This window comes from Enterobacter sp. PL_is511 (assembly GCF_055816065.1).
Genome location: NZ_JBVPGP010000018.1, coordinates 33,527 through 57,268 on the forward strand (window position 1 = coordinate 33,527; position 23,742 = coordinate 57,268).

Annotated in this window: 19 protein-coding genes; 14 read left to right on the forward strand and 5 right to left on the reverse strand. The window is 56.1% G+C overall.

Annotation, left to right across the window (positions count from 1 at the left end; translation table 11 throughout):
* Nucleotides 1–65: 65 nt before the first annotated feature.
* Together xylB and xylA are read right to left on the reverse strand one after the other, a co-directional pair.
* Entirely contained in the window at nucleotides 66–1,520 is a 1,455-nt protein-coding gene (gene xylB / locus AC0TN7_RS05245; RefSeq protein WP_024909067.1) for a xylulokinase, read from the reverse strand.
* A 61-nt stretch (nucleotides 1,521–1,581) separates the two neighbouring features.
* Nucleotides 1,582–2,904 (reverse strand): xylose isomerase, encoded by a 1,323-nt coding sequence (gene xylA / locus AC0TN7_RS05250; protein ID WP_090420479.1) that lies wholly within the window; start codon nucleotides 2,902–2,904, stop codon nucleotides 1,582–1,584.
* 371 nt (nucleotides 2,905–3,275) lie between these two features.
* Here xylA and xylF point away from each other — a divergent pair, with 371 nt between their 5' ends.
* From xylF to xylR, 4 genes are all read left to right on the forward strand, one after another.
* Nucleotides 3,276–4,268 carry a D-xylose ABC transporter substrate-binding protein gene (gene xylF, locus AC0TN7_RS05255; protein WP_024909065.1) on the forward strand — a complete coding sequence of 331 codons (993 nt, stop codon included), beginning with the start codon at nucleotides 3,276–3,278 and terminating at the stop codon, nucleotides 4,266–4,268.
* Between the two features lie 72 nt (nucleotides 4,269–4,340).
* Nucleotides 4,341–5,882: a xylose ABC transporter ATP-binding protein gene (locus AC0TN7_RS05260; protein ID WP_407859302.1), complete on the forward strand. Its 1,542-nt coding sequence runs from the start codon at nucleotides 4,341–4,343 to the stop codon at nucleotides 5,880–5,882.
* Nucleotides 5,860–7,041: a xylose ABC transporter permease XylH gene (gene xylH, locus AC0TN7_RS05265; protein WP_473701894.1), complete on the forward strand. Its 1,182-nt coding sequence runs from the start codon at nucleotides 5,860–5,862 to the stop codon at nucleotides 7,039–7,041. The genes AC0TN7_RS05260 and xylH overlap by 23 nt, the downstream gene beginning before the upstream one ends.
* 33 nt (nucleotides 7,042–7,074) lie before the next feature.
* Nucleotides 7,075–8,253, forward strand: a complete 1,179-nt coding sequence (xylR, locus tag AC0TN7_RS05270) for a D-xylose utilization transcriptional activator XylR (RefSeq protein ID WP_021242460.1) — start codon at nucleotides 7,075–7,077, stop codon at nucleotides 8,251–8,253.
* Between the two features lie 39 nt (nucleotides 8,254–8,292).
* Here xylR and AC0TN7_RS05275 read toward each other — a convergent pair whose 3' ends face one another.
* Nucleotides 8,293–9,117 carry a protein bax gene (locus tag AC0TN7_RS05275; protein ID WP_032645431.1) on the reverse strand — a complete coding sequence of 275 codons (825 nt, stop codon included), beginning with the start codon at nucleotides 9,115–9,117 and terminating at the stop codon, nucleotides 8,293–8,295.
* A 314-nt stretch (nucleotides 9,118–9,431) separates the two neighbouring features.
* On the opposite strand from AC0TN7_RS05275, the gene AC0TN7_RS05280 reads away from it, so the two are divergent.
* The 4 genes from AC0TN7_RS05280 (at nucleotide 9,432) to AC0TN7_RS05295 (ending at nucleotide 16,212) form a co-directional block, all read left to right on the forward strand.
* A complete protein-coding gene (locus AC0TN7_RS05280; protein WP_473701895.1) occupies nucleotides 9,432–11,462 on the forward strand; it encodes an alpha-amylase in 2,031 nt (676 codons plus the stop codon).
* A 242-nt stretch (nucleotides 11,463–11,704) separates the two neighbouring features.
* The gene (avtA, locus tag AC0TN7_RS05285; protein ID WP_048992863.1) at nucleotides 11,705–12,961 is read left to right on the forward strand and encodes a valine--pyruvate transaminase; all 1,257 of its coding nucleotides are present in this window, start codon (nucleotides 11,705–11,707) and stop codon (nucleotides 12,959–12,961) included.
* 305 nt (nucleotides 12,962–13,266) lie between these two features.
* Nucleotides 13,267–14,385, forward strand: coding sequence for a collagen-like triple helix repeat-containing protein (locus AC0TN7_RS05290; protein WP_267215388.1), 1,119 nt, complete (start codon nucleotides 13,267–13,269; stop codon nucleotides 14,383–14,385).
* Between the two features lie 108 nt (nucleotides 14,386–14,493).
* Nucleotides 14,494–16,212 carry a POTRA domain-containing protein gene (locus AC0TN7_RS05295; RefSeq protein ID WP_024909057.1) on the forward strand — a complete coding sequence of 573 codons (1,719 nt, stop codon included), beginning with the start codon at nucleotides 14,494–14,496 and terminating at the stop codon, nucleotides 16,210–16,212.
* Here the strand turns inward: AC0TN7_RS05295 and AC0TN7_RS05300 are convergent.
* Both AC0TN7_RS05300 and yiaJ read right to left on the reverse strand, forming a co-directional pair.
* Complete coding sequence (locus tag AC0TN7_RS05300) at nucleotides 16,196–16,651, reverse strand: 4Fe-4S dicluster domain-containing protein (RefSeq protein WP_473701896.1); 456 nt, start codon at nucleotides 16,649–16,651, stop codon at nucleotides 16,196–16,198. The genes AC0TN7_RS05295 and AC0TN7_RS05300 overlap by 17 nt on opposite strands.
* 3 nt (nucleotides 16,652–16,654) lie before the next feature.
* On the reverse strand, nucleotides 16,655–17,473 hold the full coding sequence (yiaJ, locus tag AC0TN7_RS05305) for an IclR family transcriptional regulator YiaJ (protein ID WP_021242452.1): 819 nt from the start codon (nucleotides 17,471–17,473) through the stop codon (nucleotides 16,655–16,657).
* 224 nt (nucleotides 17,474–17,697) lie between these two features.
* Here yiaJ and yiaK point away from each other — a divergent pair, with 224 nt between their 5' ends.
* From yiaK to ulaD, 6 genes are all read left to right on the forward strand, one after another.
* Nucleotides 17,698–18,696 (forward strand): 3-dehydro-L-gulonate 2-dehydrogenase, encoded by a 999-nt coding sequence (gene yiaK, locus AC0TN7_RS05310; RefSeq protein WP_463727237.1) that lies wholly within the window; start codon nucleotides 17,698–17,700, stop codon nucleotides 18,694–18,696.
* Between the two features lie 10 nt (nucleotides 18,697–18,706).
* Complete coding sequence (locus AC0TN7_RS05315) at nucleotides 18,707–19,174, forward strand: YhcH/YjgK/YiaL family protein (protein WP_473701897.1); 468 nt, start codon at nucleotides 18,707–18,709, stop codon at nucleotides 19,172–19,174.
* A 26-nt stretch (nucleotides 19,175–19,200) separates the two neighbouring features.
* Nucleotides 19,201–20,127 carry a DUF4862 family protein gene (locus tag AC0TN7_RS05320; protein ID WP_473701898.1) on the forward strand — a complete coding sequence of 309 codons (927 nt, stop codon included), beginning with the start codon at nucleotides 19,201–19,203 and terminating at the stop codon, nucleotides 20,125–20,127.
* A gap of 44 nt (nucleotides 20,128–20,171) precedes the next feature.
* Entirely contained in the window at nucleotides 20,172–21,491 is a 1,320-nt protein-coding gene (locus tag AC0TN7_RS05325) for an MFS transporter (RefSeq protein WP_463727235.1), read from the forward strand.
* 95 nt (nucleotides 21,492–21,586) lie between these two features.
* Nucleotides 21,587–23,092, forward strand: coding sequence for an FGGY-family carbohydrate kinase (locus AC0TN7_RS05330; RefSeq protein WP_463727234.1), 1,506 nt, complete (start codon nucleotides 21,587–21,589; stop codon nucleotides 23,090–23,092).
* The gene (gene ulaD / locus AC0TN7_RS05335) at nucleotides 23,089–23,742 is read left to right on the forward strand and encodes a 3-keto-L-gulonate-6-phosphate decarboxylase UlaD (protein ID WP_290094253.1); all 654 of its coding nucleotides are present in this window, start codon (nucleotides 23,089–23,091) and stop codon (nucleotides 23,740–23,742) included. The genes AC0TN7_RS05330 and ulaD overlap by 4 nt, the downstream gene beginning before the upstream one ends.

Consider the following 23,742-nt stretch of genomic DNA (forward strand, 5'->3'; position numbering starts at 1 on the left):
CAAGGAAATAAAGGCACGCACAGACCAAAAAAGGACATCCTCGTGCCTCTCCCGGACAAGCGTATTTACGACATCAGCGGCAGCAGCTGCTGGTAGATTTTGCGGAACACGTCGCGCCTTTCCGCGTATCGCGCATGGCGCACCGCGTCAGGTACATGCGCCTGTTCAAGGGTAAGCTGCGGCAGCAGTTGCGAAAGCGGTTGTTCCGGATGAATGGCTATTTGCGCCAGACGCGCGGCGCCGAGCGCGGGGCCAACATCCCCTCCTGTGCGGAAATCCAGCTGCAAACCGCTGATATCCGAGAGCATCTGTCGCCAGTAAGGGCTTCGCGCACCGCCGCCAATCAGGGTGACGCTCGTCGGTTTCAGGCCGCAGTCATGCACCACGTCCATCCCGTCGGCCAGGGCATAGCCCACGCCTTCCAGAACCGCACGCGCCAGTTCTGCAGGGCCATGCTGATGGGTTAAGCCAAAGAACACCCCTTTCGCTTCCGGGTTGTTGTGCGGCGTACGTTCTCCAGAAAGATACGGTAAAAACCAGACGGTACCCGCAGCGTCATCCGCCTGCTGCGCCGCAGAAATGAGCGCCGGAACGTCGGCCATGCCGGTGAGTTTTGCCGCCCAGTCCAGGCAGGACGCCGCGCTGAGCATCACCGACATCAAATGCCATTTACCCGGAAGGGCATGACAGAAACTGTGCACAGCGCTTTCGGGATTACTGCGATATCCGTCGCTGACGGCAAAATAGACGCCAGACGTTCCCAGCGACAGCATCGCCTGGCCCGCCTCAACCATGCCGACACCGACAGCACCCGCGGCATTGTCGCCACCTCCAGCCACCACCGGTACGGCAGGCATATTCCAGCGTTCTGCAACGTCTGGCAGCAGTGCGCCCGTCACCTCACAGCCTTCGAACAGCGCGGGCATGTGTTCACGGGTCAGATGGCAGGCATCCAGCATCGCCTCGCTCCAGTCGCGCTTCGCCACGTCGAGCCACATTGTGCCTGCGGCATCGGACATGTCGGAGGCAAAATCGCCCGTCATACGAAAGCGCAGATAGTCTTTCGGCAGCAGGACTTTCGCCACCTGCCGGAAAATCTCCGGCTCGTGTCGCTGCACCCACAGCAGCTTGGGCGCGGTAAAGCCGGGCATCATCAGGTTGCCGGTGATCTCACGAGACGTGGGTACACGCGCCTCAAGAAGCGCGCACTCTTCTGCACAGCGGCCATCGTTCCAGAGAATGGCGGGTCGCAACACGCGATGCTGGCTATCGAGCAGCGTCGCGCCGTGCATTTGCCCGGCAATCCCCAGCGCTTTCACGTCGCGCAGGCTGTGCTGCTCGCCTAAGGCTTTGATTGCGCGATCCGTCGCCTGCCACCACTGCTCCGGATCCTGTTCCGACCACAGCGGATGCGGACGTGAAACCTGCAGCTTTTCCGTCTGCGTTGCTAACACCTCGCCCTGTTCGCTTAACAGGATGGCTTTCACACCCGATGTGCCAAGATCGATCCCGATATACATTACGGTGACTCCTTTAACAGAAATGCCCGGTGGCGCTAACGCTTACCGGGCCTACGTGCTGTTATTTATCGAACAGGTAGTGATTGACCAGATTTTCCAACAGCTCCTGGTGCCCGCTCTGGTGCTGCGGTGCCAGCTGATGTTGTTCAGCGTACTTCGCGATCTCCGCAAGTGATAACTGACCTTTCAAAATTTGCTGGCCCAGCTCACTGTTCCAGCCGCTGTAACGCTTCGCCACGCGTTTATCGAGCTCGCCGTCTTCAATCATACGTGCCGCCACTTTCAGCGCCAGCGCCATGGTGTCCATCGCGCCAATGTGGCCGTAGAACAGATCGTATTTGTCGGTGCTCTGGCGACGCACTTTGGCGTCAAAGTTCAGGCCGCCGGTAGTGAAACCACCCGCTTTGATGATTTCGTACATCACCAGCGCATTCTCTTCCACGCTGTTCGGGAACTGGTCGGTGTCCCAGCCCAGCTGCGCGTCGCCGCGGTTAGCATCGACCGAGCCGAAGATGCCCAGCGCAATCGCAGACGCGATCTCGTGGTGGAAAGAGTGGCCCGCCAGCGTGGCGTGGTTGGCTTCAATGTTAACTTTGATCTCTTTTTCCAGACCGAACTGCTTCAGGAAGCCATACACCGTCGCCACGTCGTAGTCATACTGGTGCTTCGTCGGTTCCTGCGGCTTCGGCTCAATCAGCAGCGTGCCGCGGAAGCCGATTTTGTGCTTATGGTCGACAACCATCTGCATAAAGCGGCCAATCTGCTCGCGCTCCTGACGCAGATCGGTGTTGAGCAGGGTTTCATAGCCTTCACGTCCGCCCCACAGGACATAGTTTTCACCACCCAACTGATGCGTGGCGTTCATTGCCGTCACCACCTGCGTGGCCGCCCAGCTAAACACTTCTGGATCCGGGTTGGTTGCCGCGCCCGCGCCGTAGCGAGGGTTGGTAAAGCAGTTTGCCGTGCCCCACAGCAGCTTCACGCCGCTTTGCTGCTGTTTCGCCGCCAGTACATCCACCATCTGCGCAAAGTTGTTCAGATACTCTTTCAGCGATGCGCCTTCCGGTGACACGTCCACGTCATGGAAGCAGTAGTACGGCACGTTCAGCTTGTGGAAGAACTCAAACGCGACATCGGCTTTGCGTTTCGCCAGTTCAAGGGCCTCACCCGGCTGCTGCCACGGGCGGTCAAAGGAACCCACGCCGAACATATCGGCGCCGTTCCAGCAGAAGGTATGCCAGTAACAGGCGGCAAAGCGCAGATGATCTTCCATGCGCTTACCCAGCACCAGCTCATCCGGGTTGTAGTGACGAAATGCTAAAGGATTGGTCGTTTTTGGGCCTTCGTAACGAACACGATCGAGTTGGTCGAAATAAGCTTGCATATTGAGCTCCATAATCAGGGTATGCGGCGAGTCGTTGATACAGGAGTAATAGTGAATAGACATTTTGGGTTGCTCAATTACGTTATTTCACACTGCTATTGAGAGAATGCACAACTGTGCGCTGGCTCGCAAAATAATGCGCAGACAAACTATTTCTCGGCGCGTATTCCAGAATCAAATGTAATTAAGACGTTACGTATTTTAAAATCCGATCGCGGTCATAAATTCAGAAATAAACCAAATATCATAATGGGAAGATAAAAATCTGTAATTGCCAGCCCGTCTTTCCGCGTTAAAAATTTGCTGCGTCTCAGCAGTGAATGTTTCTTTTATCTCAGCAACACATACCCCTACAAAAAGGCCTAATAATTATGAAGATAAAGAACCTGACTCTAACGCTCTGCACTACGCTCCTCCTTGCAAGCATTGCAGGACATGCCAAAGAGGTCAAAATTGGCATGGCGATTGACGACCTGCGTCTGGAGCGCTGGCAAAAAGATCGCGATATTTTTGTTAAAAAAGCAGAATCCCTCGGCGCCAGCGTGTTTGTTCAGTCGGCTAACGGCAACGAAGAAACACAAATGTCGCAGATCGAGAATATGATCAACCGTGGCGTCGATGTGCTGGTCATTATCCCCTATAACGGCCAGGTATTAAGTAACGTGGTGAAAGAAGCCAAACAGGAAGGCATAAAAGTGCTGGCCTATGACCGCATGATTAATAATGCGGACATTGATTATTATATTTCGTTCGACAATGAAAAAGTCGGGGAATTACAGGCGCAAAGCCTGATCGACAAAGTGCCTCAGGGCAATTATTTCCTGATGGGCGGCTCTCCGGTGGATAACAACGCCAAACTGTTCCGTGAAGGACAAATGAAAGTCCTTAAGCCGTATATCGACAACGGGAAAATTAAAGTGGTCGGCGATCAGTGGGCCGACGGCTGGCTGCCAGAAAACGCGCTGAAGATTATGGAAAACGCGCTGACGGCCAACAACAACAAAATTGATGCGGTTGTGGCCTCCAACGATGCCACCGCAGGCGGTGCTATCCAGGCCCTGAGTGCACAGGGGCTGGCCGGTAAAGTCGCTATTTCAGGACAGGATGCCGATCTGGCTGGCGTAAAACGCATTATCGCAGGCACCCAAACCATGACGGTCTACAAACCGATTACCGAGCTTGCCAATACGGCGGCGGAAATCGCTGTAGAGCTGGGCAACGGTAAGCAACCTAAAGCAGACGCAACGCTGAATAACGGGCTGAAAGACGTTCCGGCTCGCCTGCTCACACCGATTGAAGTCAACAAAGAGAACATTGACGCCACCGTCGTTAAAGACGGCTTCCACAAGAAGAGCGAACTGTAATCCGGCGCGGCCCCTGCTCTGCGGGGGCGCATCACGTTGTACTGTTCTTCCCTCGGGTTATGTGGAGCAGTTATGCCTTATTTACTTGAAATGAAAAGCATCACCAAACGCTTCGGCACGGTGAAAGCCGTCGACAACGTCAGCCTCCGGTTGAACCCCGGCGAAGTGATTTCGCTGTGCGGTGAGAACGGTTCGGGCAAGTCGACGCTGATGAAAGTGTTGTGCGGGATCTACCCACACGGCAGCTACGAAGGCGAAATCGTCTTTGCCGGTGAAGTTATCCAGGCGACACACATCCGCGATACCGAACGCAAAGGCATCGCCATCATCCACCAGGAGCTGGCGCTGGTGAAGCATCTCACCGTGCTGGAGAACATTTTCCTCGGGGCCGAAATTTCCCGCCACGGCGTGCTGGATTACGACACCATGACGCTCCGCTGCGAAAAGCTGCTGGCGCAGGTGAGCCTCAACATTTCACCGGATACCCGCGTGGGGGATCTGGGCCTCGGGCAACAGCAGCTGGTCGAAATCGCGAAAGCGCTCAATAAACAGGTCAGACTGCTGATCCTTGATGAGCCAACGGCCTCGCTCACCGAGCAGGAAACTGCGGTTCTGCTCAATATCATCCGCGACCTGCAAAATCACGGCATCGCCTGCATCTATATTTCACACAAGCTGAACGAGGTTAAAGCCATTTCGGACACCATCTGCGTGATCCGCGACGGGCAGCACATCGGCACGCGTGAAGCCGCGGGCATGAGCGAAGATGACATCATCACCATGATGGTGGGCCGCGAGCTGACGGCGCTCTACCCGAATGAGCCTCACACCAAAGGTGATGAAGTGCTGCGCGTGGAAAATCTGACCGCGTGGCACCCCGTTAACCGCCACATCAAGCGTGTGAATAACGTCTCGTTTTCTCTGCACAGCGGCGAAATCCTCGGTATCGCCGGGTTAGTCGGCGCCGGGCGCACGGAGGCCGTACAGTGTCTGTTTGGCGTGTGGCCAGGGCGCTGGGAGGGCACGATTTATATCGACGGCCAGCCGGTGAAAATCGACAACTGTCAGCAGGCGATCGCCCGCGGCATTGCCATGGTGCCGGAAGACCGCAAAAAAGACGGCATCGTGCCGGTTATGGCGGTGGGAAAAAACATTACGCTTGCGGCGCTCGATCGGTTCTCCGGCGCGTTGAGCAGCCTGGACGATGCCGCCGAGCAGCAGTGCATTCTCCAGTCACTTGCCCGGCTGAAGGTCAAAACCTCCTCACCAGAACTGGCCATTGGCCGTCTGAGCGGCGGCAACCAGCAGAAGGCAATTCTGGCGCGCTGCCTGCTTCTCAATCCACGCATATTAATCCTTGATGAGCCCACGCGCGGGATTGATATCGGTGCCAAATATGAAATCTACAAACTGATTAATCAGCTTGTACAGCAAGGGATTGCCGTCATTGTCATTTCGTCTGAGTTACCCGAAGTGCTCGGCCTGAGCGACCGCGTGCTGGTCATGCACGAGGGAAAACTGAAAGCCAACCTGATTAACCAGAACCTGACGCAGGAGCAGGTGATGGAAGCCGCTTTAAGGAGCGAACGTCATGTCGAAAAGCAATCCGTCTGATATCAAAGTCGCCGTTCCGACGCCCGGTGCGTTCGCGGGGCTAAAAGCGCTTAACCTGCAGGTTTTCGTGATGATTGCGGCGATTATCGTCATCATGCTGTTCTTTACCTGGATGACCGATGGCTCGTACTTAAGCGCGCGTAACGTCTCCAACCTGCTCCGCCAGACCGCTATCACCGGCATTCTCGCCGTCGGCATGGTGTTCGTGATTATCTCCGCGGAAATCGACCTGTCGGTTGGTTCGATGATGGGGCTCCTCGGCGGCGTGGCGGCGATTTTTGACGTCTGGCTCGGCTGGCCGCTGCCGCTGACCGTGGCGGTCACGCTGGTATTGGGGCTGGTACTGGGAGCCTGGAACGGCTGGTGGGTAGCTTACCGTAAAGTGCCGTCGTTCATCGTCACCCTGGCAGGGATGCTGGCCTTCCGCGGGATCTTAATCGGCATCACTAACGGCACTACCGTCTCCCCGACCAGTGCAGCCATGTCGCAGATCGGCCAGAGTTATCTCTCAGATAGCGTGGGCTTTACCCTCGGTGTGATTGGGTTACTGGCCTTTGTCGCGTGGCAGTGGCGTGGACGCATGCGTCGTCAGGCGCTGGGGCTGGCGTCGCCAGCATCCACGTCGATGGTGGGACGTCAGGCGCTCACGGCCGTCATTGTGCTGGGCGCCATCTGGCTTTTAAACGACTATCGCGGTGTTCCGACCCCCGTGCTGCTGCTGACGCTTTTACTGCTGGGCGGCATGTTTATGGCCACGCGCACCGCGTTTGGCCGCCGTATTTATGCCATCGGCGGCAACCTTGAGGCTGCTCGCCTCTCGGGCATTAATGTTGAACGCACCAAACTCGCGGTCTTCGCCATTAACGGCCTGATGGTCGCCATCGCCGGGTTGATCCTCAGCTCGCGTCTGGGGGCGGGTTCCCCCTCCGCCGGTAACATCGCCGAGCTGGATGCTATCGCCGCCTGCGTTATTGGCGGCACCAGCCTCGCAGGGGGTATCGGCAGCGTCGCGGGCGCGGTGATGGGGGCATTTATCATGGCGTCGTTGGATAACGGGATGAGTATGATGGACGTCCCGACGTTTTGGCAGTATATCGTCAAGGGGGCCATTCTTTTACTGGCAGTCTGGATGGACTCGGCCACCAAGCGACGGGCCTGATAACGGTATTGTGACTTAATTGGGAAGTGAGCCATGTTTGAAAAGCGTCACCGCATTACGTTGTTATTCAATGCCAACAAAGCCTACGACCGTCAGGTGGTAGAAGGCGTGGGTGAATATTTGCAGGCGTCGCAATCCGAGTGGGATATCTTTATTGAGGAAGATTTTCGCACCCGTCTGGAGAACATCAAAGACTGGCTTGGCGATGGCGTTATCGCCGACTATGACGACCCCGTCATTGAGCAACTGCTGACCGACGTCGACGTGCCGATCGTGGGCGTCGGCGGCTCCTACCACTCGCCCGAACACTATCCGCCAGTCCACTATATTGCCACCGATAACCATGCCCTGGTCGAGGCCGCCTTTCTCCATTTAAAAGAGAAAGGCGTCCATCGCTTCGCTTTTTATGGTTTACCCGCCACCAGCGGCAAGCGCTGGGCCGTTGAGCGCGAACACGCGTTTTGCCAGCTGGTCGCGCAGGAGAAGTATCGCGGCGTGGTGTATCAGGGGCTGGAGACCGCGCCGGAAAACTGGCAGCACGCGCAAAACCGCCTGGCGGACTGGCTGCAAACGCTGCCGCCGCAAACCGGTATTATTGCCGTAACGGACGCCCGCGCGCGCCACGTGCTGCAGGTCTGCGAACATTTACACATTCCGGTGCCCGAAAAGCTGTGCGTGATTGGCATTGATAACGAAGAACTGACCCGCTACCTTTCCCGCGTGGCGCTCTCCTCCGTTGCCCAGGGCACGCGCCAGATGGGCTATCAGGCGGCGAAGCTGCTGCATCGCCTGCTGGATAAAGAATCTCTGCCGCTTCAACGCCTGCTGGTGCCTCCTGTTCGCGTCGTAGAACGTCGCTCAACCGATTATCGCTCCTTAAGCGACCCGGCCGTCATTCAGGCAATGCACTATATTCGCAACCACGCCTGCAAAGGGATTAAGGTCGATCAGGTGCTGGATTCGGTGGGCATTTCGCGTTCGAATCTGGAGAAGCGGTTCAAAGAAGAGGTGGGCGAAACCATTCATGCCGTTATCCATGCTGAGAAGCTGGAAAAGGCACGCAGCCTGCTCATCTCCACGTCACTGTCGATCAACGAAATCTCGCAGATGTGCGGTTACCCGTCCCTGCAATATTTCTATTCGGTGTTCCGCAAAGAGTATGACACCACGCCGAAGGAGTATCGGGATCGCCACAGCGAGGTGCTGATATAGAAAAGAAAACGCCTTCCAGTGGAAGGCGTTTTTTTGAGATTACATATGGGCGGCGATTAAGCGCTGGTTATCCTGGTACATGGCGAACAGATAGTTGTTATAGCTCTGTCCCTTCGTCGAATAACCTTTCAGCTTGTGGATCATCGTACTGGCCGTCACTTCCTGGTCCGCTTTACGCAGCTGAGCGCGTGATTTACGGAACGATGAGTAGGCCGGGTGCGTATTCAGATTCACCACGTAGGCGCTGACGGAATCTTTCACAGATTCAAACTGCGAATAGCCTTTAACCTTGCCAGGGGCATTGTTACAACGACCTTTCACGCACTTCATGCCGAAAAGGTTGTTGTTGCTACGCGCAAGCTTAGAAGTCCCCCAGCCGCTTTCGGCAGCAGCCATGGTCGCAACCATGCTGCCCGGGATGATATCCACACGCTCAAGGAGAGCATTCCACGGCACACGACGCGTGTTACCGTTCCAGCTCAGCTTGTAGCGCTGCGTGATATCTTTCAGACGCGCGCGTTCTGACGGCGACCAGCGGCTATCGTACTGTTTGGAGATCAACCAGTTACGATCCGCAGTAATCGCGGCATTTTGACTCGTGATGTAAGGCATTACCGTCCGGAGAAACGCTTTTTTCCTTGGTGTTCCGGAAGGGTATTTTCGCAAATCAGGAAGTGAACTACTCTTTGCACTATTGCGAGAATACTCTTGTTTACTGCTAACCTTACTACTTGTCGTCTTTATTACGTGGGCTTTCTTACTCGTTGTATCCGTGTGCGTCTTCGCAAGCACCTCACCCGAAAATGCCGTGGTGAGTAACATGAGTATCGCAGCCCCATATCGTCGAATGGGAGTCGATATCATTAGGTCTCCTGGTCGGATGTAATCATCCCAACACCTTATTTTTTTCACAAATTTGAGAGCGGAATCTCAAATCATATCAAAAATAGACTTCAAGAGCACGTATAGAAATAGTCCAATTCCGAAACTATGTCACCTGAAACTTGCTCATAAAAACATCATTTCCGAAAATATGTGTGCGTTCTCGCAGATAACTGCCTAATTTTGCGCAAGATCACTCATCCTCACGCATCCTCCCGGCAGAAAGCGACAGGGGATGAGTTTTTCCCCTCTGCCTGCTGGCACACTGGTCAAAAATGCCGCGACAGGAAAAAGGAATGAAACGCACCGCATTAGCCTTTCTGATGTTACCCGCACTGGCACATGCCGACTGGTCATCTCCGGGGTTTAGCGCATTTAGCGCCGAAGGCACCGGAGTCTTCACCAGCCAGGCAAAGCTTGCGAAGGGTACGCGTCCTCTTACGCTGAGTTTTGACAAGACGTGCTGGCAGCCCACAGGCGCGATAAAACTCAATGAGATGCTGTCGCTCAAGCCCTGTGACGGCACGCCGCCGCAGTGGCGACTTTTCCGCGACGGCGACTACCTGATGCGGATTGATACCCGTTCCGGAACGCCCACCCTGCTGCTGACGATTCAGAGTGCCGCAGAACAGCCGGTTGCAAACGTCATCCGCCAGTGTCCGAAGTGGGACGGTAAGCCGCTGACGCTGGACGTCAGCCATACCTTCCCGGAAGGCTCCGTCGTGCGCGACTACTACAGTAAACAGACGGCGACGGTGCAGAATGGAAAAATAACCCTGCAGCCAGCCGCCAACAGTAACGGCCTGCTGCTGCTTGAGCGCGCCGAAACCGACAAGCCGGCACCGTTTAGCTGGCAAAACGCCACCGTCTATTTTGTACTGACCGACCGCTATGTGAATGGCGATCCGAGCAACGACAACAGCTATGGCCGCCATAAAGACGGCATGCAGGAGATTGGCACGTTCCACGGTGGCGATCTGAAGGGGCTGACCAGCAAGCTCGATTACCTGCAGCAGCTGGGGGTGAATGCGCTCTGGATAAGCTCCCCGCTTGAGCAGATCCACGGCTGGGTAGGCGGCGGAACCAAAGGTGATTTCCCGCATTATGCCTATCATGGCTACTACACCCAGGACTGGACAACGCTCGACGCCAATATGGGAACTGAAGATGATTTACGCCAGCTTGTCGACGAAGCGCACAAGCGCGGGATCCGCGTTCTTTTCGATATCGTCATGAACCACGTTGGTTATGCCACGCTGGCAGACATGCAGGAATATCAGTTTGGTGCCCTGTACCTGCAGGGTGATGAGCTGAAAAAGACGCTGGGAGAACGCTGGACGGACTGGAAGCCGGGCGCAGGCCAGACCTGGCACAGCTTTAACGACTACATCAACTTTAGCGACAAAGCCGCATGGGAAAAATGGTGGGGTAAAAAGTGGATCCGCACCGACATCGGTGATTACGATAACCCCGGCTTCGATGATTTAACCATGTCGCTGGCATTTCTGCCGGATCTGAAAACGGAATCCACGACGCCTTCCGGATTGCCAAACTTTTACCAACACAAGCCCGATACCCACGCGAAGGCCATCAAGGGATATACCCCGCGCGACTACCTTACCCACTGGCTCAGCCAGTGGGTCCGTGACTACGGCATCGACGGTTTCCGGGTGGATACGGCTAAACACGTTGAGCTTGCGGCCTGGCAACAGCTGAAAGACCAGGCAAGCCAGGCGCTGGCCGCCTGGAAAGGGGCGAACCCGGACAAAAAGCTCGACAACGCACCGTTCTGGATGACCGGGGAATCCTGGGGCCACGGGGTGATGCAAAGCGATTATTACCGCCACGGTTTTGATGCGATGATCAACTTTGACTATCAGGAGCAGGCGGCAAAAGCGGTGGATTGCCTGGCCGATATGGATCTCACCTGGCAGCAGATGGCGGAGAAGCTGCAAAGCTTCAACGTGCTGAGCTATCTCTCATCACACGATACGCGTCTGTTCCGCGAAGGAGGCCAGCGCGCGGCGGAGCTGCTCCTGCTGGCACCGGGCAGCGTGCAGATTTACTACGGCGATGAATCTGAACGTCCGTTCGGGCCGACAGGCTCCGACCCGCTGCAGGGTACCCGGTCAGATATGAACTGGCAGGACGTCACGGGCAAGCAGGCCCTAACCGTCGCCCACTGGCAAACGCTGGGTCAGTTCCGTGCCCGCCATCCGGCGATCGGTGAAGGCAAACAAACCACGCTGTCGCTGAAAGAGGGGTATGGCTTCGTGCGCGAGCACAAGGGCGATAAGGTGATGGTGGTATGGGCGGGTAATCAATAATTATCCCCCTCACCCTAACCCTCTCCCCGCAGGGGAGAGGGAACCGTACGGCGCCGTCTTTTCCCCCTCGCCCCTTTGGGGAGAGGGCCGGGGTGAGGGGAAATCCCACCAGAACTATTCACTACCCAAATCCACTCCCGCCCTATAAAACAACAAATCCGACCACATCACCCGATTTGCACCAGCACGGTGCTAGCGTTATGGTTACCCACTTTCAAAATAAGCTCGACAGATCACCTGCTATGACGTTTTCACTTTTCGGCGACAAATTTACCCGCCATTCAGGCATTACTCGCCTGATGGAGGACCTCAACGACGGGCTGCGCACACCGGGCGCAATCATGCTCGGCGGCGGAAACCCGGCTCAAATCCCGGAGATGACGACCTATTTCCAGACGCTGCTCGCTCAGATGCTGGAAAGCGGCAAAGCAACCGATGCGCTTTGCAATTACGACGGCCCGCAGGGTAAAACCGAGCTGCTGGCACTCCTCGCCGAAATGCTGCGTGACGAGCTGGGTTGGGATATCGAACCACAGAATATTGCACTGACAAACGGCAGCCAGAGCGCGTTTTTCTACTTGTTTAACCTGTTCGCAGGGCGTCGCGCCGACGGCACCACCAAAAAAGTGCTGTTCCCGCTGGCACCGGAGTATATCGGCTACGCTGATTCCGGCCTGGAAGAGGATCTGTTCGTCTCCGCGCGCCCGAATATTGAGCTGCTGCCGGAAGGCCAGTTCAAATATCACGTCGATTTTGAACACCTGCATATTGGCGAAGAGACGGGCATGATCTGCGTATCGCGTCCGACTAACCCAACGGGCAACGTGATCACCGACGACGAACTGATGAAGCTGGATGTACTGGCAAATCAGCACGGCATCCCGCTGGTGATCGATAACGCCTACGGCGTACCGTTCCCGGGCATTATCTTCAGCGAAGCACGCCCGCTGTGGAACCCGAACATCGTCCTGTGCATGAGCCTTTCTAAGCTGGGTCTGCCGGGCAGCCGCTGCGGCATCATCATTGCCAATGAGAAAATCATCACCGCCATCACCAATATGAACGGCATTATCAGCCTTTCACCGGGCGGCATTGGCCCGGCAATGATGTGCGAAATGATCAAACGCAAGGACCTGCTGCGCCTGTCGAATGACGTGATCAAGCCTTTCTATTACCAGCGCGTTCAGGAGACGATTGCGACAATTCGCCGCTACTTGCCGGAAGAACGCTGCCTAATCCATAAACCGGAAGGGGCGATTTTCCTTTGGCTGTGGTTTAAGGATTTACCTATCACCACCGAACTGCTTTACCAGCGCCTGAAAAAGCGCGGCGTACTGATGGTGCCGGGCGATTATTTCTTCCCGGGTCTGGATAAGCCGTGGCCGCATACCCATCAGTGCATGCGCATGAACTACGTCCCCGATCCGGAAAAAATCGAAGCGGGTGTTAAAATTCTCGCCGAAGAGATCGAAAAAGCCTGGCGCGAAGGAAATTGTTAAATAATAAGGCTCTTCAAATGAAGAGCCTTATTTTTCCGTGATCTGAATCTTATATTAAGGATATATCCTGTAGCGTTTAATTCATCATCTCTCTTGAGTTTCCTTAGGAATATTCCTTTAATTTACGCTCACTAACTTTCCCGTCAATAATTAAGCATCAATTAAAGATCTTAACTTATTGTTATTTTGAAATAACCACCTGCAACACCGCAAAATACCTTATTAAGTCACTTTCATGCATATTTAAAAATACTGCATATACTCACTAATACGCCGCTCGGCGTTCTTTTGCGTGGAGTATTCATATGCTACCTAATAATGTTAGTCGCATCAGCGCTATTGCTGTTGCGGTACTGCTCGCGTTCTCTCTTTCTGCCTGTAGTGGAAGCGGTGGCGGCTCTCATCACTCAACGGCCAAAAATAACCCTGCGACTGGAAGCAGCAGCGGCTCAGGTGATGGAAGTGGCTCGACCGCGAGCAATGGCGGTTCGGGCAGCAACGGCTCGGGTACCGGGACAGGCGCGGGTGGCGGAACGGGTTCTGGATCAGGATCGGGCTCAGGAGGCAATGGCAGCGGAGGAACCGGAACAGGCAACACGGGCGGTGGCGGAACCACTACCGCAGGCGCAAATACCATACTGGGTGATGCCGGTAAAACAGTAACCAGCGTCGGCTCTACGGTGGATGGTCTTGGAAGCCAGCTGCCGACAAATAATCCCGTCACGTCAACCGTTTCAACCACCGTCAGCGGTGTTGGCAGTGCTGTGTCCACCGTGGGGACAGGCGTCACGACTGGCGTTGGCGATCCAAACAACGCGAACGGTGTGGGCACAACGGTCAAAGGCGTGACCACGTCGGTCACCTCCCTTGGCAATACCGTTTCAACGGTAGGCACGGGCCTGGCGAGCTCCACTTCCGGAACACCGGTCAGCGGTGTAACTGGCCTGACGGGCAGCGTGGTCAACAGTACCGGGCAACTGGTCAGTAACACCGGCACGGGTCTCACCAACACGGTAAGCAGCCCTGCGGTCACTCAGGTAACAACCGATACCACGACCGTGGCTAACAAGACGCTGGGCGGAGTACAGGGCGTGACGCAAAGCGTGGGCACCACGACGGGTCTCGGCACACCGGTCAACGGTCTGCTGACCCAGGTGGGTAACACCGTGAGCGGCGTGGGGACCAACGTCAGCAACAGTAATAGCGGGCTTAACGGCGTGGGTCAGGTCGTCCAGAACGTCGGCCAGACGGTGACGGATAGCGGCACGCTGGTTAAACCCGCCACCTCGACGACCGGAGGAGGTTCAGGCGCTCTCACAGCCAATGCAAATGTGGCGGCCACGAACAACAGTTTGGGTGCAACGGTCAATACGACCCTCAGTACCCTGACGTCGGGCGTTACGGCCACAGCAACAACACATTAACCACCGGTCAAACAGTAATCTGCTTATTGTCATTCTGCGCCCCTGGTTCAGGGGCGCTTTATACGGCGACACTCCCCCTAACCGGGAATGATGAACAGGGATAGCGCGATGAAACACCACTTCCTTTTTTCGCTGACGGGGCTGGTTGTGCTGAGCATGGCCCGCGCCGATACACTGCCCTCTATTATTAACCCTGATAACCCGGCGCAAGTCTCTCGTAACGTTGCCCCAGAACAAACTGAGGCTGTCCCCCAGCCGAAAGTCAAAATAGAAAAACCGCAGTCAACGCTGACGCCTGAAACGCCCATTACCATTCATCACATTCAATTTATTGGCGGCACGCGTTATCCCTTGCAGGAATTGCTTCAGCCCTTCAGGCCGTACGCCGGAAAAACCGTGCCGCTAAAAACGCTCACCGGGCTGGTAAATGATATTACGGCGCGCTATAAGGCCGACGGTTTTCCGCTCTCCTATGCCTGGCTGCCGGATGATAATTTCCAGCAGGGCAATATTAAAATTGTTCTGGTTGAAGGGTATGTCGCTCACAGCGACATCACCAGTAATAACCCTCATATCGCCGAGCGTCTTAAACGATTGTCAGAAAAAATCATGGCGGAAAAACCGCTGTCACAGGATACGTTCGATCGCTATAGCCAGCTGATGACCCGTACCCCTAACGTTCCGGTCACGGCCAACGCGCAGCTGCCAACCAATATCTATGGCGCGGCGGCGATGCAGATAACCGGTAATCAGGAGCGGAGCTGGAATATCGCTTCCACCATCGATACCCGTAAAGGGCAAGATTTAATGATGCTGAACGGCACGCTCAGCAACATGACAAGCTATGGCGATCAGCTTGGCGTGGCCACGCTTGTACCGTTAGATAGCAACACGCGAAAAAACTATGTCGGTCTCAACTGGCAGCAGTTTTTAAACGATGAAGGGCTGACCATGCAGCTAAAAGGCAGCTATTACCGTGAAGATCCGCGAGATTTTTCTCCCCTGCTCTCTTTGCCGAACAATATCAAAGTCGATTCGAAGCAAAAAACAACGCAATACAACGGGGGCGTGACGTTTGGCTATCCCCTGCTGCTGACGCAAAAATCACAAATTAATCTGACCGGCGGTTTTGATTACACCGACCGCCAGGATGATTATGCCCTACAGGCCAGACTGCAGGGCAAAACCTATCAACTGGACTCCGTCAACCAACACGCGCGTTATCCCGCGCTGGAAGTGGGCATTAATGGTGCACATCAATTCACAACCGCCAGCATCAGCGGCAGGCTCAACGTCCGTCAGGGCATTGATGCGATGGGTGCGGATATCGTCTCGGCCCCCAGACCCGATATGAATTTTACGCTCACGAAAAGCTATCTGGACGCAGCCTGGCTGTTTGCCGACAAGTGGCGGCTTTCAACATCCTGGGAGGGAGACTGGTCAAATAACACGTTGCCAGAACCCGAACGCGTTAGCTTCGGTGCCCAGCGGTTTGGCCGTGGATACCAGGACAGTGAAGCAAGCGGTGATTACGGCTATGGCGGGCAGGTAGAACTGCGCTATATCCAGATGCGAAAAGAGAGTACCTGGCTTGCCACAATCCAGCCCTACATCCTGGCCGATACCGCGCAAACCTGGTTTAACACCTCAGGTTTGCCTCATCAGCGGCTCGGGTCAGTGGCGGCCGGCGTGATGGTAGGCGATACCCGCCACTATAGCGTCACGGTTGAGGCGGCAAGACCCGTAGGGGATGTTCCGACAGACAGTCGCAACAGAGACTGGCGCTACAGTCTGACGTTTACGTGGAATTTCAATAAAATGCAGTAAGCCTTTCAGCCCGAATACTGACAGGATCAACGCAGCGCAGTGCGTGGGTTGGACAGGCCTCCACGCAGGCCGGTCCGCCTTCGCGATGACGGCACAAATCACATTTCAGCGCTTGTGCCCTGTTTCCCACCAACCGTACCTGCATCGCCCCAAACGGACAGGCGACCATACAGCTCTTGCAGCCAATACAGCGCGTCTGCTCAACAAGCCAGGCGCCCGCCGTACGGCTGATGGCATGGGTTGGGCAGACGTTGGCACAGGGGGCGTCCTCGCACTGATGGCACCCCACCGCCGTTGTGAAGTCGTCCCCTTTCACCACCCGAAGGCGGGAGGTAAAAGCCTGCGCGGTGAAATCGTCCTGATGCGCGACCGCACAGGCTACTTCACAGGTGCGGCACCCGATGCATTTTCCCGCATCCGCCATGATAAATCGGTTCATCAGTTACGCCTCGCGCACGTTAAAACCCAGCTCTTTTGAGATAGCCTCTGCCGTTTCGCGCAGCGGCTTGAGCAAGTTCTTCTCACCCACCTGCTTCATGCGCGACGTCGACAGCGAAATGGAGATCGCATACGGGACGCGGCCGTGGATATCAAACACCGGCACGGCAATACAGGAAACGCCTAGCTCGTTCTCTTCTTTGTCCATCGCCATGCTGCGATCGCGAATTTCCGCCAGCTCATCATACATCGCGCTCAGCTCAGTGATGGTGTTGCGCGTCAAAGGTTGGATCTGTTCCTGATGGCTCTCCCAGTAGCTCGCCACGTAATCCTGATGACCAAACGCCATGTAGATCTTGCCCATTGCGGAGCAGTAGAGCGGCATATGCTGGCCGATATAGGCGCGCGTGCGCAGCATACCGGTTGTCGGTTCGAGCTTGTAAATCAGGATCGCGTGGTCATCTTCCCGGCTGGAGAAGTTCACCGTCTCGCCGGTCGCAATGTTCAGCGCTTCGAGGTGCGGAGCGGCCACGTGAATGATATTCAGCGACGACAGCGCTTTTTGCCCGACGGCGATAAATTTGGTGGTCAGGCGATAGCTGCCCGCCGCGGGTGCCGGGGTCACGTACCCGCACGACTGTAGCCCCTGCAGCAAGCGGTGCACGGTGCTTTTATTCAGCCCCGCCAGTTCCGATAAATGCGCAAGTGGACACCCGTTCGGATAGTTGCTGAGGATCTCAATCAGCATCAGGCCGCGAAACAAGCTCTGGCTGCCTGCTGGCCTCTCTTTCTCTTGCGTCATTTCGCTCTCTTTCATGCTCATTACATGGCTCCTGTTTAGCGCGTCCTGATGGTAGCGCAAAGTGTGGGTCAGTTCACGATCTCAACAGAAAAAACACAACCAGTTGATTTTAATCGATTTTGAAAAACATGAATGTCGTTGATCTGACAAAATTTGATCGCTATATTTGAAATCAGATTTCGTATAGTGAAATTTAGCGATAAAAAAGCACTCGCACTTGCCCTTAAAAGAACAGGAGAACAGGGATGAAAGTGACCTTCGAAGAGTTGAAAGCGGCGTTTAATCGGGTTCTGCTCGATCGCGGCGTGAAAGCGGAAACCGCAGACGCCTGCGCCGACATGTTCGCTCGCACCACGGAGTCCGGCGTCTATTCGCATGGTGTGAACCGCTTCCCACGCTTTATTCAGCAGCTTGATGCAGGCGATATCATTCCCGATGCTCAGCCCAAACGGGTGATGACATTAGGCGCCATCGAACAGTGGGATGCCCAGCGCTCCATTGGCAACCTGACGGCGAAAAAGATGATGGATCGCGCCACCGAGCTGGCGTCCGATCACGGTATTGGTCTGGTGGCACTGCGTAACGCGAACCACTGGATGCGCGGCGGTAGCTACGGCTGGCAGGCGGCGGAGAAGGGCTATATCGGCATTTGCTGGACCAACTCGATTGCCGTGATGCCCGCGTGGGGATCAAAAGAGTGCTGCATCGGCACCAATCCGCTGATCGTGGCTATTCCCTCTAACCCGATCACCATGGTCGACATGTCGATGTCAATGTTCTCCTACGGCATGCTGGAGGTGAATCGCCTGGCCGGGCGCGAGCTGCCGGTCGACGGCGGCTTTGACGACGAAGGTAACCTCACCCGAGAGCCGGGCGTGATCGAGAAAAACCGCCGTATTCTGCCGATGGGCTACTGGAAAGGGTCCGGCTTATCCATCGTGCTCGACATGATCGCCACTCTGCTCTCCAACGGATCTTCCGTCGCGGAAGTGACCCAGGACAACAGCGACGAGTATGGCGTGTCGCAGATCTTTATCGCCATTGAGGTGGATCGCCTGATCGACGGCCCAACTCGCGATGCCAAACTGCAGCGCATTATGGACTTCATCACCACCGCGCAGCGGTCAGATGAAAACGTTGCCGTCCGCCTTCCGGGGCATGAATTCACGCGCCTGCTGGAAGAGAACCGCCGCGACGGCATCACCATCGACGACAGCGTGTGGGCGAAAATCCAGTCTCTGTAAGGAGTGGGCCATGATATTCGGACATATTTCTCAGCCAAATCCGTGCCGCCTGCCGCGGGCGATTGAAAAAGCGTTAGATTTTCTGCGTACCACGGATTTCAGCATGCTAAAGCCGGGTGTGGTTGAAATTGAGGGACGCAACATCTTTGCCCAGGTGCTGGATCTCACCACCCGGGAACAGCACGAGAACCGCCCGGAAGTGCACCGCCGCTATCTGGATATTCAGTTTTTAGCATGGGGTGAAGAAAAAATCGGTATTGCCATTGATACCGGTAATAACGAAATAAGCGAATCATTACTGGAACAGCGGGATATTATTTTTTATCACGACAGCGAAAATGAATCCTTTATCGAAATGACACCCGGCAGCTATGCCCTATTTTTCCCGCAGGATGTGCATCGTCCTGCCTGTATTAAGAACAAGGAAGCCGCAATTCGTAAAATTGTGGTGAAAGTGGCCGTCAGCGAATTAGATTAATTTACTGATAAATACAGGAACGCAAAATGTCCAACACCAGTTTTATTATTGGTGCGTACCCCTGCGCACCCTCGTTTCACCAGAAAGGAGAACAAGAAGAACAAACCTTCTGGCGGGAACTTTCCGACACGCCGAATATTCGCGGGCTGGAACAGCCGTGCCTTGAAAATCTTCATCCTCTTGGCGACGAATGGCTGTTCCGCCATACGCCAGGTGAATGGCAAATTGTGGTCACGGCAGTGATGGAAACCATGCGCCGCCGCGGTATCAACAGCGCATTTGGCCTGGCGTCAGCCGATGAAACGCAGCGTAAAGCATGCGTGGACTTTTACCGGCATCTGCACCAGAAAGTTAACGCCGTGAACGCCCGTTATCCGGGCAAAGTGATAGCCCTGGAAATGCAGGCAGCCCCGCAGGCGGGCAATGTTTCCGTCGAACAAGCCACCGAGGCGTTTTCCCGCTCCATCCGTGAAATTACAGGCTGGGACTGGGGCTGCGATCTGGTGCTGGAACACTGCGATGCCATGAACGGCCCGGCACCGCGCAAGGGTTTCCTGCCCTTAGAGCAGGTGCTGGAGGTGGTGAAAGAGACGGATATCAGCGTCTGCATCAATTGGGCGCGTTCGGCCATCGAAGGCCGTAATACCACCCTTCCGCTTGACCATGTGCAGGCCGCGCTCAATGCCGGGAAACTGGGTGCATTGATGTTTTCGGGCACGACCACCCACGGGGAGTACGGAGAATGGCAGGATCTGCACGCGCCGTTTTCCTCATTCTGTGCCGACAGTTTGATGACAACTGAACACGCAAAATCACTCTTTACTGCGGCGAGCACCGCAACGTTGAAATTCTCCGGTATTAAATTACTGGAAATAAATGCTAATGCTGATGTCAGCCATCGCATCGCCATTTTACGCGACGGTATCAGCGCAATGAATAAAGCAACGCAATAACAATAAGAAAAGTTTATTCCGGTTACCTTACTGAGAGATTAACTATGAATATTTCTACTCATGCTCTACATGCGGACATTCCGCGCCAGCGCTGGCTAAGAATCATTCCTCCCATTCTTATCGCCTGCATTATTTCATATATGGACCGCGTGAATATCGCATTTGCGATGCCGGGTGGTATGGATGAAGAATTAGGTATTACCGCAACAATGGCAGGCCTGGCGGGCGGGATCTTCTTTATCGGCTATCTGTTCCTGCAGGTTCCCGGCGGCAAGATTGCCGTGCACGGCAGCGGCAAGAAGTTTATCGGCTGGTCGCTGGTTGCCTGGGCGGTGATCTCTGTGCTTACGGGTCTCGTGACGAATCAGTATCAGCTGCTGGTGCTGCGCTTCTTACTCGGCGTGGCGGAAGGCGGGATGCTGCCCGTTGTGCTCACCATGATCAGCAACTGGTTCCCGGACGCCGAGCGCGGTCGCGCCAACGCGATTGTAATCATGTTCGTGCCCATCGCCGGGATCATCACCGCCCCGCTGTCGGGCTGGATCATCACCGCGCTCGACTGGCGCTGGCTGTTCATTATTGAAGGTTTAATGTCCGTCGTTGTGCTGGTGCTGTGGGCGTTCACCGTGTACGACCGGCCGCAGGAAGCGCGCTGGATTTCAGAGGCGGAGAAAAACTATCTGGTGCAAACGCTGGCGGCTGAACAGCAGGCCATCGCTGGCAAAGAGGTGAAAAACGCGTCACTCGGCGCAGTGCTGTCCGACAAAACCATGTGGCAACTGATCGCCCTGAACTTCTTCTATCAGACCGGGATTTACGGCTACACGCTCTGGCTGCCGACCATCCTGAAAGAGCTGACGCACACCAGCATCGGTCAGGTGGGCATGCTCGCCATCCTGCCTTACATCGGGGCCATTGCGGGCATGTTCCTGTTCTCCACGCTCTCTGACCGCGCCGGCAAGCGCAAGCTGTTTGTCTCCCTGCCGTTGATTGGCTTCGCGCTCTGCATGTTCCTTTCCGTGGCGCTGAAGGAGAGTACCTGGCTGGCCTATGCCGCACTGGTGGGCTGCGGGTTCTTCCTGCAATCCGCCGCGGGCGTCTTCTGGACCATTCCGGCGCGACTGTTCAGCGCAGAGATGGCGGGCGGCGCGCGCGGCGTGATCAACGCCCTGGGCAACCTCGGTGGCTTCTGCGGCCCGTATGCCGTTGGCGTGCTGATCACCCTGTACAGCAAAGATGCTGGCGTTTACTGCCTGGCCGTTTCCCTCGCCCTGGCGTCGCTGCTGGCTCTGCTGTTACCGGCGAAATGCGATGCCGGGGCAGAGCCTAATCCCACGGTGACTCCACACAAGCGTGCGGCGTGATGCCCTCACCCCAGCCCTCTCCCACAGGGAGAGGGAGAAAACCGAACCGTAGGCCGGGTAAGCGAAGCGCCACCCGGCGAATAAGCGAGATGAAGATGAGTGAAAAAGAGCCCTTCTGGCTGGGTATCGATTGTGGCGGTACTTATCTGAAAGCCGGTTTATACAACAGCCAGGGCAAGGAAGTCAGTATCGAACGCCGCTCCGTTGCCACGCTCAGCCCGCGAGCGGGCTACGCCGAGCGGGATATGCATGAGTTGTGGCAGCACTGCCATGCAACCGTCGCCACGCTGCTCAAAAATTCCGGCGTAAACGGCAACCGGATCAAAGGCGTCGGCATTTCTGCTCAAGGCAAGGGACTGTTTCTGCTCGATAAACAGGACCAACCGCTGGGTAACGCCATACTCTCCTCCGATCGCCGTGCGCTGGAGATTGTGCAGCGCTGGCTGCAGGACGGCATTCCCGAAAAACTCTACCCGCATACGCGCCAGACGCTGTGGACCGGGCACCCGGCCTCGCTTCTGCGCTGGGTCAAAGAGAATGAGCCGCAGCGCTATCAGCAGATTGGTAGCGTAATGATGGCACACGACTATCTGCGCTGGTGCCTGACCGGCGTGAAGGGCTGCGAAGAGAGCAACATCTCCGAGTCCAATCTCTACAACATGAATACCGGGAAATACGACCCACAGCTTACGCGCTGGCTCGGCATCAGCGAGATTGACGGCGCCCTGCCGCCGATTGTCGGTTCAGCAGAAATCTGCGGGGAAATCACCGCTCAGGCAGCCGCCCTTACCGGTCTCGCGGCGGGCACGCCCGTCGTGGGTGGACTGTTTGATGTGGTTTCCACCGCGCTCTGCGCCGGACTGCAGGACGAGCACACGCTGAACGCCGTGCTGGGCACCTGGGCCGTCACCAGCGGGATCGCCAGTGCGCTTCGCGACAACGAACCCTTCCCGTACGTCTATGGCCGCTACGTGCACCCGCAGCAGTATATCGTTCACGAAGCCAGCCCCACCTCGTCCGGCAACCTTGAGTGGCTCACCGCACAGTGGGGTGACATGTCGTTCAGCGAGATCAACCACGCCGTCGCCAGCCTTCCGAAAGCCGAAAGCGATGTGTACTTCCTGCCGTTCCTCTACGGCAGCAACGCCGGGCTGGAGATGACCAGCGGCTTCTACGGGATGCAGGCGCTACACACCCGCGCGCACCTGCTACAGGCGGTTTATGAGGGGGTGGTGTTCTGCCACATGACCCACCTCAACCGCATGCTTGAGCGCTTTACTCAGGTGCAGGCGCTGCGCGTGACGGGTGGCCCGACCCATTCGGACGTGTGGATGCAAATGCTCGCGGACGTCAGCGGGCTGGCGATTGAGCTGCCGCAGGTGGAAGAGACCGGCTGCTCCGGCGCGGCGCTGGCGGCGATGGTGGGTACCGGTGTATTCACCGACTTCCACTCAGCGCAGCGTGCACTCAAACATGGCATCCGGGTCATCGAGCCCGACATGCGCGCCCATGCGGCCTATCAGCGCAAGTATCACCGCTATCAGCTACTGATTTCAGCACTACAGGGCTATCACGCCCGAGTTAAGGAGAACAACCTATGAGCCGACCATTACTGCAGCTGGCGCTCGACCATACCTCTCTTCAGGCCGCGCAGCGTGACGTCGCGACGCTTGCCGATCACGTTGATATCGTCGAAGCGGGCACCATTTTGTGCCTGACCGAAGGGCTAAACGCCGTGCGCGCCCTGCGCGAGCAGTGCCCGGATAAAATCATCGTTGCGGACTGGAAAGTGGCCGACGCCGGAGAAACGCTGGCAGAACAGGCGTTTGGCGCGGGCGCGAACTGGATGACCATCATCTGCGCCGCCCCGCTGGCAACCGTTGAACGAGGCCACGAGGTGGCCCTGCGCCGCGGCGGTGAAATCCAGATGGAGCTCTTTGGTAACTGGACGCTGGACGACGCGCGCGCGTGGCATCGCGTCGGCGTGAAACAGGCAATCTACCACCGCGGGCGCGACGCACAGGCGAGCGGTCAGCAGTGGGGTGAAGCGGATCTCGCGAAAATGAAAGCGCTCTCCGACATCGGTTTACAGCTTTCGATTACCGGCGGCATCACCCCCGCCGACCTGCCGCTGTTTAAGCAGATCAACGTTAAAGCCTTTATTGCCGGGCGCGCGCTGGCTGGAGCAGAAAATCCGCCGCAGGTGGCGCAGGCATTCCATTCGCACATTCGCGACATCTGGGGAGCGTAA